Annotated in this window: 17 protein-coding genes; 11 read left to right on the top strand and 6 right to left on the bottom strand. The window is 56.5% G+C overall.

Going from position 1 to position 14661, the window contains the following annotated elements; translation table 11 throughout:
* On the bottom strand, window positions 1–465 hold a 465-nt coding region (locus ABYP39_RS04190), incomplete at its 3' end, for a tetratricopeptide repeat protein (RefSeq protein ID WP_372781293.1).
* A gap of 222 nt (window positions 466–687) precedes the next feature.
* On the opposite strand from ABYP39_RS04190, the gene ABYP39_RS04195 reads away from it, so the two are divergent.
* Window positions 688–918 (top strand): hypothetical protein, encoded by a 231-nt coding sequence (locus tag ABYP39_RS04195; protein WP_372749150.1) that lies wholly within the window; start codon window positions 688–690, stop codon window positions 916–918.
* Between the two features lie 214 nt (window positions 919–1132).
* Window positions 1133–1399, top strand: coding sequence for a hypothetical protein (locus ABYP39_RS04200; protein WP_372781275.1), 267 nt, complete (start codon window positions 1133–1135; stop codon window positions 1397–1399).
* An 18-nt stretch (window positions 1400–1417) separates the two neighbouring features.
* Here ABYP39_RS04200 and ABYP39_RS04205 read toward each other — a convergent pair whose 3' ends face one another.
* Window positions 1418–2047 (bottom strand): TetR/AcrR family transcriptional regulator, encoded by a 630-nt coding sequence (locus ABYP39_RS04205; protein ID WP_372781277.1) that lies wholly within the window; start codon window positions 2045–2047, stop codon window positions 1418–1420.
* A gap of 113 nt (window positions 2048–2160) precedes the next feature.
* Here ABYP39_RS04205 and ABYP39_RS04210 point away from each other — a divergent pair, with 113 nt between their 5' ends.
* From ABYP39_RS04210 to rpsT, 3 genes are all read left to right on the top strand, one after another.
* A complete protein-coding gene (locus ABYP39_RS04210) occupies window positions 2161–2610 on the top strand; it encodes a nuclear transport factor 2 family protein (RefSeq protein WP_372781279.1) in 450 nt (149 codons plus the stop codon).
* A gap of 16 nt (window positions 2611–2626) precedes the next feature.
* The gene (locus ABYP39_RS04215; RefSeq protein ID WP_372765327.1) at window positions 2627–3001 is read left to right on the top strand and encodes a diacylglycerol kinase; all 375 of its coding nucleotides are present in this window, start codon (window positions 2627–2629) and stop codon (window positions 2999–3001) included.
* A gap of 108 nt (window positions 3002–3109) precedes the next feature.
* Entirely contained in the window at window positions 3110–3376 is a 267-nt protein-coding gene (rpsT, locus tag ABYP39_RS04220) for a 30S ribosomal protein S20 (protein WP_372760188.1), read from the top strand.
* Window positions 3377–3520: 144 nt separating this feature from the next.
* Here rpsT and orn read toward each other — a convergent pair whose 3' ends face one another.
* Window positions 3521–4063 (bottom strand): oligoribonuclease, encoded by a 543-nt coding sequence (orn, locus tag ABYP39_RS04225; protein ID WP_372765324.1) that lies wholly within the window; start codon window positions 4061–4063, stop codon window positions 3521–3523.
* 83 nt (window positions 4064–4146) lie between these two features.
* Here orn and rsgA point away from each other — a divergent pair, with 83 nt between their 5' ends.
* The 3 genes from rsgA to asd all read left to right on the top strand — a co-directional run bounded on the left by rsgA (window position 4147) and on the right by asd (window position 6881).
* Window positions 4147–5142: a small ribosomal subunit biogenesis GTPase RsgA gene (rsgA, locus tag ABYP39_RS04230; RefSeq protein WP_372759526.1), complete on the top strand. Its 996-nt coding sequence runs from the start codon at window positions 4147–4149 to the stop codon at window positions 5140–5142.
* Window positions 5143–5170: 28 nt separating this feature from the next.
* Window positions 5171–5995: a sulfurtransferase gene (locus ABYP39_RS04235; protein WP_372759527.1), complete on the top strand. Its 825-nt coding sequence runs from the start codon at window positions 5171–5173 to the stop codon at window positions 5993–5995.
* Between the two features lie 82 nt (window positions 5996–6077).
* Window positions 6078–6881: an archaetidylserine decarboxylase gene (gene asd / locus ABYP39_RS04240; RefSeq protein ID WP_372750229.1), complete on the top strand. Its 804-nt coding sequence runs from the start codon at window positions 6078–6080 to the stop codon at window positions 6879–6881.
* 27 nt (window positions 6882–6908) lie between these two features.
* Here asd and epmA read toward each other — a convergent pair whose 3' ends face one another.
* Together epmA and efp are read right to left on the bottom strand one after the other, a co-directional pair.
* Complete coding sequence (gene epmA / locus ABYP39_RS04245; protein ID WP_372781281.1) at window positions 6909–7868, bottom strand: EF-P lysine aminoacylase EpmA; 960 nt, start codon at window positions 7866–7868, stop codon at window positions 6909–6911.
* A complete protein-coding gene (efp, locus tag ABYP39_RS04250) occupies window positions 7865–8434 on the bottom strand; it encodes an elongation factor P (protein WP_372781283.1) in 570 nt (189 codons plus the stop codon). The genes epmA and efp overlap by 4 nt, the downstream gene beginning before the upstream one ends.
* A gap of 36 nt (window positions 8435–8470) precedes the next feature.
* Between efp and epmB the strand changes: the two genes are divergently transcribed.
* The 3 genes from epmB to ABYP39_RS04265 are packed head-to-tail and all read left to right on the top strand — an operon-like array spanning window position 8471 to window position 13403.
* Window positions 8471–9475 (top strand): EF-P beta-lysylation protein EpmB, encoded by a 1005-nt coding sequence (gene epmB, locus ABYP39_RS04255; RefSeq protein ID WP_372750304.1) that lies wholly within the window; start codon window positions 8471–8473, stop codon window positions 9473–9475.
* A gap of 51 nt (window positions 9476–9526) precedes the next feature.
* Window positions 9527–11365, top strand: coding sequence for a hypothetical protein (locus ABYP39_RS04260; RefSeq protein WP_372763696.1), 1839 nt, complete (start codon window positions 9527–9529; stop codon window positions 11363–11365).
* Between the two features lie 16 nt (window positions 11366–11381).
* Window positions 11382–13403, top strand: coding sequence for an EAL domain-containing protein (locus ABYP39_RS04265; protein ID WP_372781285.1), 2022 nt, complete (start codon window positions 11382–11384; stop codon window positions 13401–13403).
* On the opposite strand, the gene serB is transcribed toward ABYP39_RS04265, so the two are convergent.
* Entirely contained in the window at window positions 13400–14617 is a 1218-nt protein-coding gene (serB, locus tag ABYP39_RS04270) for a phosphoserine phosphatase SerB (RefSeq protein WP_372749317.1), read from the bottom strand. The two genes, ABYP39_RS04265 and serB, sit on opposite strands and share 4 nt — an antisense overlap.
* Between the last annotated feature and the right edge of the window lie 44 nt (window positions 14618–14661).

Below are 14661 nucleotides of genomic sequence, written 5' to 3' on the forward strand. Positions count from 1 at the left end.
GACAAATATTCCCTGCTCAAGATGGTTAATCGCCTGCGCCAGATCGCCAGCGTGATAATAGGCCACCCCCAGCGCCATGAGCGGCCGGGCCAGGCGAGGATCACGGACATTGCCGCTTTGCTTCAAGCGCGACAAGACCTGTTGCAGACCATCAATACCACCACTCAGGTCACCGCTTCGCAGGCGCACCAGCGCAAGGTTTTCCAAGGCCAACGGGCCCAACGCAGGGTCTGCAGCCAATGCTTCGGACAAGGAAAGGGCTGGGGTAATCGCGTCTGTATAGCGCCCTGCGGCAGCCAATTGCTCCAACTGTTGCTGAGTTTTCAACAGGTTGCCGTCTTCTGGCATCAGGCTGTAGGGCTGGGGTAATTGCCAGGGCGAGCCTTGGGCAGTCGCGGGATTTGTTGCCAGACCCAACAATCCGAACAACAGCACCAGGCAGTGCTTACGCTCGAGCTTCCACATCACTCTCACTCCCGACATCCAACTACTTTTACGGCAGGTTGCAGCGGGTTGGATCGAACCTTCCCCACGCAACACTTTTTGGTTACTTTACCATTCAGGCTTGGCTTTCGCTCGCGAGCGTTGATCGCCCGATAGGCCACACCAGATGAATGGCACTGTGTATTAAGAATAGTCAAAAAACCGCCGGCCAGCGCGCCGCCCCCCCTGTCGGAGAATGTCATTATGGAACCTTATTCAGCTCTGTTTTTGACCATTGGCGTCGCCCTGCTCTTGCTGAGCTGGGTGCAGCTTCTAATCACTTCCAGTAATGAAGATTACACCTGGGCGCTGTGCACCCTGATCTTGCCGCCAGTGTCGTATCTCTATGGCCTATTCCGCCTCGACAAGGCGATGGATGCCATCGCTACCGCCGCTTTGGGCTGGGTTCTTATTCTTCTGGCCTGTGCTACGTAAGGTAACAACGCGGCCCACCCCGGCATTTGCGCCAAAATTAAGAAACGGTAACACTGCGGCAATGCCTCGCAAGCCATTGAATAGCAAAGAGAATACCAAGGCATCGGCGCAGCATTTGTCACCGTTTTACCCTCGACACTGGAATTTCGGTAACACTTTCCGGATAATGTAAACGTTGTTATCATTTATTCAGCAGGTTCTTACTATGCAATTCATGACTAAATCGCTTCTGATTGCCGTTTTGGCAGCCGCCTCAACCGCCACCTTTGCCGCGCGCCCCTCCAGCCTGGTTTACACTGGCGCCGGCACCACCGACAACGGCGTTGAGTTTTCTAACTACTCAGTGAAATGCACTGACGGCCAACGCCACCCGCTGACTGCCTGGGACAACCGCCGCAAGTGGTGTATCGGCGAAGCCTCTCAGGAAGAGTGCCACCGCAAGCAGATCAAAGCCGCCAAACAAGCGTGCCGCGCAGGCTAAGCACTTCCGGCGGGCGTTTCAGCCCGCCTCCCCTACACCTAAACCAGTAGGTTCATCGCCCACCGAAAACACCAACCGCGCCAGCTGACTGATCAGCTGTTTCTGCCGCATCAAGCCTTCTTCTGAAAACGGATCTACCGGCAACATCTCCCGGTACATTGGCGCCATCGTGATGTAAGACATCACAATATTGTTAAACGCCATTACCGCCCACGGCTCCAAATCGTTGCCCTGGAAAAACCCCAACTCAGGCCCCTCTGGCCGGTGTTCGAACAGCGGCCTGAACATCTGATTCACAATGACCGAAGTGTGCGGGCCACCCGCCAACGCAGCGTGCTGCAACAATCGCGCTAAATTGGGGTGGGTATAATGGAGCTCCACGATGGTTTCCAGCCACTCCTGAATACTGCTGCGCGTCACAGGGTGTTGCAGCATTTTGTTCAGCGGCTCATTAAACAGCGCAATCAACCTGTCCAGCACAGCCTGGTATAGCGCTTCCTTGTTCTTGAAGTGGTTGTAAAGACTTGGCGAGCGGATGCCCACACGGTCTGCTACTTCACCGAGGGAGGTCGCTTTGTAACCTTTTTCGGCAAATAGCGCTTCGGCTTCGTCAAGTATTCGTGTCGGCGTATCTTTCAAAACTGTCATCACTCAGTCGCGGGCAGCGGCTATGCTACCAAATTCAAGGGAGCGTGACTTTCACCCACTATTTCGCGCTACACTGGCGCACCGGATTTCTCACTACGATAAAAAGATCTGCTATGGACGACTACCGCGCAATTGAAAATCTGATGTATCGCTACGCTTTTACGCTGGACGCAGGCGACCTGCCGGGTGTGGCCGAGCTGTTCCGCCACGGTGAAATTGTTGCCCCCGCCGCCAACTCGGTGGTCAGTGGCTATGACGCCGTACTCGCCATGTACAACAGTTCAACCAGACTCTACGATTGCGGCACCCCCAAAACCCGCCACATCATCAGCAATGTACACATAGAAGTAGAAAGTGATGCGTGCAGCGCGCGGGCTGAAGCCTATTTTACGGTAGTACAGGCGACGCCCGACCTGCCGCTGCAGGTCATTATTGCCGGCAAGTATCACGACCGGTTTGAAAAACACGACGGTCAGTGGCGCTTTCGGCGCCGAGAAATGTTTCCGGATCTGTTCGGCGACCTGAACCATCATCTGCTGTTTGATGCAGCCAGCATTCAATAAACCCATGCAAAGCCAAATGAACAAACCGGGGCGGCGTGGCCTGCCCCGGATCATTGACGCCACGCGCTACTCCATGCGCGGCCTTCGCGCGGCCTGGACGCACGAAGAAGGGTTTCGCACCGAATGCATACTGATGCTCTTTCTGACCCCCGCAGCAGCCTGGTTAGCGAGGGATGCAGTGGAATTCATTTTGCTGGTGGGCTCTTGCCTGCTGGTCATGCTGGCCGAAATCCTGAACTCGGCTATTGAGTCTGTGGTGGATCGGGTCAGCCTGGATCAGCACCCGCTTTCCGGCCAGGCCAAGGATCTGGGCTCCGCCGCCGTGTTCGTCTGCATGGTGCTGGTGGTACTGACCTGGGGCGCTCTGATCGGCAGTCGCCTGCTCAGCTAAGGCTTTTTTGCACGAACTCCAAGCGCAACGCTTGACAGCACTGCGCTGAGCAGGAATAATCCGCCCTCTTAAATTTTCAGTACTGACTCAGATTCAAGGAGTAAACGGGTGGCTAACTCTCCCCAAGCACGTAAACGCGCACGTCAAGCGGAAAAACGCCGCAAGCACAACGCCAGCCTGCGCTCCATGGTGCGCACCTATCTGAAAAAAGTTGTGAACGCCATTGACTCTGGCGACGTTGAAGCAGCGAAAGCCGCTTACGCACAAGCCGTACCGGTTGTAGACCGCATGGCTGACAAGGGCATGATCCACAAAAATAAGGCCGCTCGTCATAAGAGCCGCCTGAATGCCCAGATCAAGGCGATGGCTGCCTGATCAACTAAACGACGCTCAACAAAAACCCGCCTCTCGGCGGGTTTTTTATTGCCTAAAAACCGGGGTCGTATCGAGTATTTTTTAACCAGCCGCACGATGGCCGCCCATGGATCAATAAATACTCGATACGACCCCGGTTTTTCTTTAGGTTTTGATGAAGTGGTCGCGGTAGTGGCGGAGTTCGTTGATGGAATCGCGGATGTCGTCCAGCGCCAGATGAGAACCGTCTTTCTTGACCCCGTCGAGCACATCGGGACGCCAGCGGCGGGCCAGCTCTTTCAACGTGCTGACGTCGAGGTTGCGGTAGTGGAAATAGGTTTCCAGCTCGGGCATTTCCCGGGCCATAAAGCGCCGGTCCTGGCAGATGCTGTTGCCACACATGGGTGAGGCTCCGGCAGGCACAAATTCCTTGAGGAAGGTGATGGTCATTTCCTCGGCATCGCGGGCACTGAAGCGGCTTTTACGCACCCGCTCAACCAGGCCGGATTGACCGTGCTGCCGGGTGTTCCACTCATCCATTCCGGCCAGCACTTCGTCGGGCTGATGAATGGCCACCACCGGCCCTTCTGCGAGGGTATTGAGGTGCGAATCGGTCACGATCGTAGCAATTTCAATGATGCGATCGTTCTGCGTATCCAGACCGGTCATCTCAAGATCGACCCAGATCAGGTTGCTGTCATTTGCCATGGATTCACCAGTTAGAGGGATTACAGTGGATTGTAGCAAAAGGCCTGCGCGATAATAGCGCTCTTCCTAAATCCGGCGGTTGCATGGCAAAACGCAAGATCAACAAACAACAGCAGCGCAGAATTAACGCTCAGCACCGGCAGCGCTCGCGTCGCGCCCGCGACGATGACAATCTACCCGATAGTGATGCGCTGGGGCCTGAACAGATCGGGCTGGTGATTGAAAGCTTCGGGCGCCAGGTCAACATTGAAGCAAAAGACGGCGAAGTGACCCGCTGCCACTTGCGCGCCAATGTCGAGAACCCAGTAGCCGGCGATCGGGTAATCTGGCAAATGGGCGATAATACCGGCGTTATTGTGGCGGTGGAGCCACGCCGCTCCCTGCTCACTCGCCCGGATTTTAACGGCCAGCCGAAATCCATCGCCGCCAATATCGACCAAATGCTGATTGTGGTTGCCGCCCAGCCCCCAGCCTACGCTAACCTGATTGACCGCTACCTGGTCGCTGCCGAGGCTCACCAGTTAACCGCGGTCATTGTCCGCAACAAATCGGACCTGCCCGTCGACGATGACACCCTGGCGATGCTGAACAGTTACGCTGACAACGGTTATACGGTGCTCACCGCGTCGAGCACCGACGGTAAAGGCCTCGACGCCCTGCGGGCCCAGCTGGCGGACGCCACCAGCATTTTTGTGGGACAGTCCGGGGTTGGTAAATCGTCGCTGGTCAATGCTCTGTTGCCAGAAGCCAATACCGCTGTTGGCGAATTATCCCACGCCGCGGACAAGGGTCGGCATACCACAACAACCGCGCGGCTGTTTCACTTTCCCGACGGCGGCGATCTGATCGATTCGCCCGGAATACGCGAATTTGGCGTTCAGAATCTCGACCGCAAGTCCGTGGAGCAGGGTTTTCGCGAATTTCAGCCCTTTATCAGCCAATGCCGTTTTCGCGATTGCCGCCACGAGTCCGAACCGGACTGTGGCCTGCAGGCGGCACTTGAACGCGGCGACATCAGCCCCGTAAGGCTGCAGAGTTACCGACAAATTGTTGCCGAAATCGAGGGGCAACACGGGTAGAATGGCCCGCTAAACAAGGAGGACTGGTATGGCCGAATTGGCACTGCTGATAGAACCCGAACAACTGGCGGCAGAACTGGGCAACGAGCAATTGTTGATTCTCGACACCTGTTCCGCCGACAACTACCGCACTCACCATATTCCCGGGGCGGTACATATTCCACCGGCGGAACTGCAGGCCGGCACCAAACCGGCGGTAGGGAAGATACCGGAGAAGAAGCGACTTGAGGCGCTGTTTTCAGCTGCAGGCCTGAACGCCGATAAGCACGTGGTGGTTTACGACGATGAAGGCGGCGGCTGGGCCGGGCGCCTAATCTGGACCCTGGACGTGCTCGGGCACACCCGTTACAGCTATATCAACGGTGGCCTCCAGGCCTGGCTTGCCGCAGGCCTGCCGGTAACCACCGAATTGCCCACGAGCGCACCCAGTGGCTTCAGCGGAGAATGGCACGAATCGGTCATTGCCGAAGCCACTGATGTACTCGACGCCATCGACGATCCCGAACAGGCCATCTGGGATGCACGCTCGGCCGAAGAATATCGCGGCGAAAAAGTGGTTGCCCAGCGCGGCGGCCATATTCCCGGAGCCGTCAATATAGACTGGCTGGAACTGATGGACAGGCAGCGCAACCTGCGCCTAGTAGACCTGGACGCCCTGCAGCAACGCCTAGACAGTCTCGGCCTGAGCAAAGACAAAACCATCATCACCCACTGCCAGACCCACCACCGCTCCGGATTGAGCTACCTGGCCATGAAGATCCTCGGCTACGAGAAGATCAAGGGTTATCACGGCTCCTGGTCCGAGTGGGGCAACCGCGAGGACACGCCCATCAACACCGGCGACACCCCCTGATCAAAACATGCATTGAACTGAACATTAAGGATTCACAGTGAAAACGCTTTTTATCATTGTGCAGTATCTGCTGCCCCACCACATGCTGTCACGGCTCGTGGGCCAGCTGGCAGAGACTCGAATTTTCTGGCTGAAAAACCTGCTGATCGAGCAATTTATAAAGCAGTACAAGGTCAACATGAGCGAAGCGCAGGAAGAGGACATTCGCGGCTACCCGACTTTCAATGCTTTTTTTACTCGCGAGCTGAAGCCCGATGCACGCCAGATTTGCCAGGACGAAAAAGACATTGCCTGCCCCGCTGACGGCGCTATCAGCCAACTTGGCGATATCAAGGAAGGCCGGATCTTCCAGGCCAAGGGTCACGACTACAGTCTGTACACCCTGCTCGGCGGCAACAACGAAGATGCCCTGCCCTTCAAAAATGGGCGCTTTGCCACCGTGTACCTGTCTCCGAAAGACTATCACCGGGTGCATATGCCCATCGACGGCAAACTGATTGCCACCCACTACATACCCGGCCAGCTGTTTTCCGTTAACCAGACTACCGCCGAAAATGTTGATAGTTTGTTTGCGCGCAACGAGCGCCTGGTGTGCCTGTTTGAAACCGCCGCCGGCCCGCTGGCAGTTATTTTGGTGGGCGCCATGATTGTTGCCGGTATCGAAACGGTTTGGGCCGGTCAGGTGGCGCCACCGCCGAAAACCGTGCAGACCCGGCGCTTTGACCAACAAGAAACTATTGAGTTGAAAAAGGGTGATGAACTGGGCCGCTTCAAGCTCGGCTCAACCGTCATACTGCTGTTTGGCGAAAATGCGATGGAATGGTTGCCGGCTTTTGACGCAGGCACCGAAACCCGGATGGGCGAGGCACTGGGCAAGCTCCTGTAACCCAACCGCTCGCGCGAGGACGCGGGCTCAGGCCCGCTCGGTGGGAAACGCAATAACCTCACTGAGGCGATCAACCCCCAGCTGCAACATGAGCAGGCGGTCAAACCCCAGGGCAACGCCACAACAATCTGGCAGGCCCTGGGCCATCGCCGCCAGCAGATAACGATCAACCGGCGGAGTGACCTGACCGTCCCGCTGACGCTGCGCGAGATCATGTTCGAAACGCTGCGTCAGGAGCGAGGCATCTTGCAGCTCATCATAGCCATTGGCCAGCTCCATACCGTCGACAAAACCTTCAAACCGCTGCGCCACATCACGGCCCTGAGCGTCGCTCCCTACCTTTGCCAATGCCGCCTGCGAGGCCGGAAAATCCCGGACAAAGCTGTACTCGCCGCGCCCCAATTCCGGCTCGATATCATGACTGAATAGCAGGTTGATAGCACTGTCACGGGTCAGGTCTGTCGCGGCAATACCATGGCGGGCCTGGGCCAGCTCACACAATGCCGCATCTTCTATCGTAAACAGATCAACCGAAAGTACCTGCTCAAAGACCTCGGCAAAGCGGTAAACTCGCAGCGGTCGCTCACCTAGGACACAGCCAAGCAGTGCCGCCACTTCGTCAATCAATTGTTGCAGCGAGAACCCCGGGCGATACCACTCCAGCATGGTGAATTCCGGGTTGTGACGGCGCCCACTCTCACCCATGCGAAAAGCCTTGCACAGCTGGTAAATGGGGCCGCTGCCGGCCGCCAGCAAGCGTTTCATCGCGTACTCGGGAGATGTTTGCAGATACAGCGGAGCCTGCTGCAAGGAAAAAGCGTCAATCGCGGGGTCGGTGACTGGCGCGGAAGCCAGCAGTGGGGTCTCGACCTCAAGTACAGCGCGCTGCGCAAAAAAATCGCGCACCACGCTCAGCAGTGCCGCACGGGCCTGCAGCGCACTGAGCGCCGCAGTGGGTCGCCAGTCGCCAGGGACCCAATCGCTCAAGATTTAACGCGGTTCTGGTATTCGCCTGTGCGAGTATCAACGCGAACCACTTCACCTTCACTCAGGAACAGTGGCACTTTCACCACGGCACCCGTGCTCAGTTTGGCGGGCTTGGTGCCGCCCTGCGCTGTGTCGCCCTTCAGGCCGGGGTCAGTTTCCACAATTTCCAGTTCGACAAAGTTTGGCGGTGCAACAGCCAGCGGAGCGCCGTTATACAGGGTAACGGTCGCGGTATCCTGCTCTTTCAGCCACTGAGCAGCGTCGCCCACAGTGGTAGCATCTGCCTGATACTGCTCAAAGGTTTCCGGCTCCATGAAATGGAAGAATTCTCCATCGTTGTAGAGATATTCCATGTCAGTGTCCATCACATCGGCACCTTCCAGCGATTCACCAGATTTAAAGGTGCGCTCCCAGACACGACCGGATTTCAGATTGCGCAATTTTACGCGGTTAAAGGCCTGTCCCTTGCCCGGCTTCACGAATTCGTTGTCCAGAATGGAGCAGGGGTCGCCCTCCAGCATCACTTTCAACCCGGAGCGGAATTCATTGGTAGAATAGCTCGCCATAACCTTCCTCAAAGCTTGATATAAACGAAGCCGCCCATGATACCGCTTAGCCAAGCACAATGGCAGACCGAAACCTGGCAGGAGCAGCTCTCTGGAGCCTTTCGCCGCGTTGAAGACCTGCTCACCGAACTGGCGCTGCCTCCCAACGAGGCGCCCTACGAACTGGATTTCAGCCCGGGTTTCGCCCTGCGCGTGCCGCAGGCCTTTGTCAGCCTGATGCAAAAAGGCGACTGGTATGATCCGCTCCTGTTGCAGGTACTACCCTTGGCCCAGGAAAACATTGCCAGCCCCGGCTACAGCAATGACCCCCTGGAAGAGAGTCACTCCAACCCCGTCCCCGGCATTATTCACAAATACCATGGCCGGGTACTGCTGGTTGCCAGCCCAGCCTGCGCGGTCAATTGTCGCTACTGTTTTCGGCGTCACTTTCCTTACGGCGACAACCAGTTGTCGCGAAGCCAGTGGCAGCAGGCGTTGGACTACGTGCGCGAACGCGCCGATATCAGTGAGGTTATCCTCAGTGGCGGAGACCCCCTGGTCAGCAGTGACGATCGAATAGAAGAGTTGGTACTCACTATAAGTGAAATCCCTACTGTAGAAAGGCTTAGGATTCATACACGATTCCCTGTCGTGTTGCCGGACAGAATTTCCGACAAGCTAGTAGCCAGCCTGACATCAACCCGTCTGCAGACAGTATTTGTACTGCACTGCAACCACCCGAACGAGGTCGGGGCCGCGCTGAGCGAGAGATTGCAGCTCCTGCGTCAGGCAGGCGTCACCCTGCTAAACCAATCCGTGTTGCTTCACGGAATTAATGACGATGCAAAAACGCTTTGCAAATTGAGTGAAAAACTTTTTAATGCTGGTGTGTTACCCTACTATCTTCATGTACTAGATAGAGTCCAGGGCGCGGCTCACTTTGCGCTATCGGACACAGGTGCGCAGGCTTTGCACAAGCAGATGATGGAGGCCCTGCCCGGTTATCTGGTGCCCAAACTGGTTCGCGAAGATCCCAGGGTTGCTCACAAGTGTCCGCTTTGAGAAAACCTAGCGCAGAACAATATAGCAACCCCCGGTAGCCGTTAAGCGAGTATGGCCGACTTTATAGAGATACATATTCCTCTGCCGCAACAGACCCTTGAGCGTCACAGCCTGTTCGAATTGAACAAGGACAGCGCCGCTCGCTGGCTCCGCTCCTTACCAAGCGCCAACCTTGGGGAGACCACTCGCCAGTTGTATTTGGCGCTGGTGGAATTCAACAAGGTCAAATGCAACCCGAAAGACCGCCTGCAAATTCTCGAGCAGCTGCGCCACCATGTGCATGTGTCCAATCGGGGGCTGGAAAAGCATTTCCTGAACCAGCCGATCATTCTCCCCGAGAAATCGCGCAAGGTTGCCCAACTTGCCGACACCCTCAACAAGCAAATGGCGATCGGCTACACCGTCACCGCCAACCAGTTTCTCAGCATGCACCGGCTGCGCCGACCCAAAGATCAGCTGGCCATGGCCTTTCACCGAGCCATTACTGAACACAGCCTGGTGTTACTGCGCAATTTTCAGCTTTACCGCGATGAAGAGGCCGGTTTCTGGAAGACCATTCATGAGCTGTTCTACCAGGCACTGAAGCACAAGATAGCGCGCGAAAAAGTGGCGGACGAGGTGTGGGGAGGCAGCACGCTGGAGCAGTGTTACCTGCGCCCCATGCTGCTGTTTACCGCCCGCCCTCACCAATTGCGCCAGGCCAATCAGGCAGATGTTTTTACCCAGCTCAGCACCTGGGCACAAAAAGCCAGCGTGCGCGGCGACCACCTGCAAGATTGCGTGTTTCTGTTTAATCCCACCCGCGATGCACCGCCCACCTACCGTGAGCTGTGTGAGGATACTGCCGGCTGGCTGGGGATCGATTCGCGCCCGCTGTGCAAAATGCTCGAGGACAAAATTGATGTGCTCGCCGCTGGCGGCAAACGCGACCGCAACGAGTTGGGGCTGGGGTTGCTCACCCATCTCCACACATCCTGGGGAGTGATGCTGCAGCGTAATTCGGTGCGCATAGACCGGGAAGATGACCTGCTGTTGTCGCTCGGCCTTTTTTCGACCCACTTTTTCGTTGCCGACAGCCTGCCTTTCAGTGAATTTATGCGGCGCGCGGCCAAGCCTGACCCGAACTTGATAGACATCTCAAAAGAATACGGTGTTCGCAAACGTTTCGACCCCACCCACGACGCCTGGGGCGAAGCCAACCTGCAAGACTCCAAAGACAAGGACAGCACCATCGCCACCCGCGAGGTGCACGCGATCGATTACGAGAGCAGCCAGAACAATGCGGTTTCCAACGCCGGCACAACCCAGAATTATCGCTACTACCGCGCAGCCATGGTCAACGCTAGCGAAAAAGGCTATTGCGTATCATGGCCCGCCAACGAAGCCGTTAAGCTGAACACCGGCGATGTTGTCGGTATTCGCGAAGAGGCAGAGCTGACCTGGTCAGTCGGTGTTATTCGCTGGGTCAAACAGGTCAGCGAATCGGAAAACCAGTTGGGACTGGAAGTATTGGCCAGTGTCGCTGACGCCTATAGCGCGCGGCTGGTTCGCTCCGGCTTGCCGGTTGGAGAACACCAACGTGCCCTGATGCTGCCACCCGATCGCGACAGTGGCCTCCCCCAGCGAATTCTGGTACAAAAGACGGCCTTTAATGAAGGCGACTCCATTGAGCTGAACCGTCCGGGTCAAACCTACCGGATCAAGTTTCAGAACTGCCTGGTACAGACAGCGACACTCGGCATCTTCGACTTCTCAACTATGGTGAAAACCGAGTCTGGCGAAGACGTAGACGCACCACTACCAACGACATCGTCCACTACCGACAAGGTCGCCCAAAAGGATTCGAAAAAGAAGAAGCAGGAATTTGACAACCTGTGGGATGACCTTTGAGCTTTATTAGGCTGTAATGAATAGTAATACGCTGTGCGCGCTGTTTATCGGAATCGATCCAAATCGCGCGGCCACTCTGACCTCCGCGTTCCACCGGCTGGGCTATATCTGTCGACACACCATGGTCGAAGAGATGGGCAAGCTCGGTTCGGCAATTCGCGACGACAGCCCCGATCTGGTGCTGTTTGATGAGAGCCAGTCCGCACTGGAGCTCAATGTCTGCCTGCAGGCCATTAGCAATCAGCAACTCGATCTGCCGATTATTCTGTTGAGTGAGAGCGACGAGAGACTGCCGGATCATCAGATCGTCGACATACTTCCTCCCGACAAACTAGAGCGCGCCGCGCGCAGTTGCCTGCGCGAATTCTGGGCATTGCAGAGCCGTCGCGCGCTGGCCCATACTCGGCAGGAGCTGCAAGCCGCCGAACACCGCAGCGAGCAGATACTGCTGCAGGCCGAAGAGCCCATCGCCTATGTCGCCGATGGCATGATTGTCAGCGTCAATCGCCTATTTGCCGAATATTTTGGCTTCAGCGATCCCGACGAACTGGACTGCCAGCCCGTGATTGACCTGATTGAAGACGATGATCAGGATCGACTGAAGAGCGCCCTGCGCAGTGTTACCCCCTCCGATTCCGCGCGCGTGACCCTGCAGGGCAGAAAGACCGACGGCGACAGCGTCGAGATGAGCATGAAACTCAGCCATGCGGTACTGGATGAAGAAGATTGCGTGCAACTCACACTGCACAAGGAATCGGAGGACGGCGCCAGCAACGTCGCAGCCATCGACACGAACACCGGCTTTGCCCTGGCTATGCGCTTTGTTCAGCAACTCGAGGATGTTGCCGCCCACGGTTTTGGCGGCAACGCCCAAGGCACCTTCGTGCTGATCAGCCTGGATCGTTACAGCCAGTTGCGCGCCGACCACGGCTACAGTGGCTGCAGCGTGATCATGCGCGACCTTGCCGCTGCGCTGATGGCAGAATTTCCCAAAGGCCAATTTGGACGTATCGACGGCGACCTGGTCGGTATCCTGCTAAGCAACACAACCGCCGACGAGGTGCTGGAGCGCGCCGAGAAATTCTGTGCATCGGTTGCCCAGCGCCCGGTAACCATTGGCGACAACAGCATCAACTACACTGTGACCATTGCCATACATTCCCTGGGCAAATCCAAACAGACCTCGGGTGTTGCCATGGTCAACAACCTTATCGGCCTGTGCGAGCAGGTTCGCGAAGAGGCGGGGAATAACGGTATTGGCAACAACGCCGCACTGTACGTACGCGCCAAGCAGCAACTAAACCAGCAATCAGACCCATTACAAGCCTTCGAAGACGCCAAAACAGATAACCGGCTGCAGCTGCACTATCAGCCCATCGTCAGCCTGGCCGATGAGGAAAAACAATACTACGAAGTGTGCCTGAGCCTGAAAGATCGCGAATCTGATGAGATCAGCGGCGCCGAACTGCTGGAAAATTTTGAACGTCAGGGAAAAAGCACCGAGCTCGACCGCTGGATCATTGTTGAAGCAACCAAGCAGCTTTCGCAATCACGCCAGGCTGGCAAAAACACGCGCCTTGTTATTAACGTTAGTGGCAATGTGTTCCACGACAAAAATCTGTGCAGTTGGCTGGGGGTCGCCATGAAGGCCGCCGGGCTTCCCGGAGATACGCTGGTGTTGCAGGTTAACGCCGCGACTGCGGGCAAGGCCATCAAACCCGCGAAAGTCTTTATCACAAAGTTACGCGACCTCGGTGGCAATATTGCGTTGCGCTCAGCCAGCCCGGGCACTGATGACGCTGCAGCCTTGAAACAATTGCAGCCGCTGCTGACCAAACTGGAGCTCAGCCCGAAAGAAAGTGATACCCTGCAAGAAGCCATAACCGCCACCCAGGAAGCCGGCAGCAAAGCCGTGGTTACTGGCGTGGAAAGCGCTGCCACGCTGGCAACCCTATGGCAACTGAAGCCGGATTACGTGCAGGGCAGCTATATTCACTCGCCCAGCAGCGAAATGGATTACGACTTCGGCGCAGACTAATCGGCCTGCGTATGCCGGTCGCTAATGCCAAGCAGATACAAAATGCCGTCCAGACCCAGAGTACTGATCGACTGATTGGCATTTTCCCGCACGATCGGTTTGGCCCGAAAGGCAATGCCCAAGCCTGCAATACTCAGCATCGGTAAATCGTTTGCACCGTCACCAACCGCAATCACCTGTTCGAGATTGATCCCCTCGCGATCTGCCAGCTCCTGCAGCAATTCCGCTTTGCGCGCACCGTCGACAATACGGCCCGTCACTTCACCGGTAACCCGCCCATCGACAATAGACAACTCATTGGCATAGACATAGTCGATGCCGAGTTTACGCTGCAAAAATTCGCCAAAGTAGGTAAAACCACCCGACAGAATGGCGGTTTTATAGCCGAGCTGTTTCAGGGTCGATACCAGACGCTCGGCACCCTCGGTCAACCGCAGTTCATGGGCAATGGATTCCAGCACACTCGCATCCAGCCCTTTCAACAGCGCCACTCGCCGCCGGAAACTCTCGGCAAATTCAATTTCGCCGCGCATCGCCTGCTCAGTGATGGTGGCCACCTGCTCACCCACACCAGCAGCAGCCGCCAGTTCGTCAATCACTTCCGCTTCTATCAGGGTCGAGTCCATATCAAACGCCACCAGGCGACGGGTGCGCCGATACATACTGTCTTCCTGATAGGCGATATCGATATCCAGTTCGCTGGCCAACTGCATAATACATTTGCGAAATGTAGCGGTATCTTCCAGCGCGCCGCGCACCGACATCTCTACCGACGCCTTGCTTTGCTGAGACACTCCGTCGAGAGGCACCCGACCAGATAACCGGTCGATGCGATCAATATTAAGGCCGTAGTCCGCAATGATCGCCGTTACCCGAGCCAAGTGATCCGCCGTCAGTTTACGCGCCAGCAGGGTAAGGATATGACGTGGTTTACCTTGCCCCGACACCCAATGGTCATAGCTTTCTGCGCTAACTGGCGAGAAGCGTACCTGGAAGCCCAGCTCATGCGTTCGAAACAGGATATCTTTGAGTACCGGCGACGATTCAGCGCTGTCGGGCACCTCAATCAACAAGCCCAGCGACAGCGTGTCGTGGATAACGGCCTGCCCCACATCCAGGATATTGACGCCGTGTGACGCCAGAATACTGGTGATCGAGCTGGTCACACCGGCACGGTCGTCACCGGATATATTGATCAGTATGATTTCCTTCACGCATCGCCCCTGCTGATTTACCGACTCGCCCATGTTGGCAGTCG

This window comes from Litorivivens sp. (genome assembly GCF_041625495.1).
In the GTDB taxonomy this organism is placed as follows: domain Bacteria; phylum Pseudomonadota; class Gammaproteobacteria; order Pseudomonadales; family Spongiibacteraceae; genus Litorivivens.

What these genes read in the sequence shown, in the direction of transcription:
- ABYP39_RS04195 (WP_372749150.1), top strand. Translation starts at nt 688, where the DNA reads ATGGAACCTTATTCAGCTCTGTTTTTGACCATTGGCGTCGCCCTGCTC.
- ABYP39_RS04200 (WP_372781275.1), top strand. Translation starts at nt 1,133, where the DNA reads ATGACTAAATCGCTTCTGATTGCCGTTTTGGCAGCCGCCTCAACCGCC.
- ABYP39_RS04205 (WP_372781277.1), bottom strand. Translation starts at nt 2,047, where the DNA reads ATGACAGTTTTGAAAGATACGCCGACACGAATACTTGACGAAGCCGAA.
- ABYP39_RS04210 (WP_372781279.1), top strand. Translation starts at nt 2,161, where the DNA reads ATGGACGACTACCGCGCAATTGAAAATCTGATGTATCGCTACGCTTTT.
- ABYP39_RS04215 (WP_372765327.1), top strand. Translation starts at nt 2,627, where the DNA reads ATGAACAAACCGGGGCGGCGTGGCCTGCCCCGGATCATTGACGCCACG.
- orn (WP_372765324.1), bottom strand. Translation starts at nt 4,063, where the DNA reads ATGGCAAATGACAGCAACCTGATCTGGGTCGATCTTGAGATGACCGGT.
- rsgA (WP_372759526.1), top strand. Translation starts at nt 4,147, where the DNA reads ATGGCAAAACGCAAGATCAACAAACAACAGCAGCGCAGAATTAACGCT.
- ABYP39_RS04235 (WP_372759527.1), top strand. Translation starts at nt 5,171, where the DNA reads ATGGCCGAATTGGCACTGCTGATAGAACCCGAACAACTGGCGGCAGAA.
- asd (WP_372750229.1), top strand. Translation starts at nt 6,078, where the DNA reads ATGCTGTCACGGCTCGTGGGCCAGCTGGCAGAGACTCGAATTTTCTGG.
- efp (WP_372781283.1), bottom strand. Translation starts at nt 8,434, where the DNA reads ATGGCGAGCTATTCTACCAATGAATTCCGCTCCGGGTTGAAAGTGATG.
- epmB (WP_372750304.1), top strand. Translation starts at nt 8,471, where the DNA reads ATGATACCGCTTAGCCAAGCACAATGGCAGACCGAAACCTGGCAGGAG.
- ABYP39_RS04260 (WP_372763696.1), top strand. Translation starts at nt 9,527, where the DNA reads ATGGCCGACTTTATAGAGATACATATTCCTCTGCCGCAACAGACCCTT.
- ABYP39_RS04265 (WP_372781285.1), top strand. Translation starts at nt 11,382, where the DNA reads ATGAATAGTAATACGCTGTGCGCGCTGTTTATCGGAATCGATCCAAAT.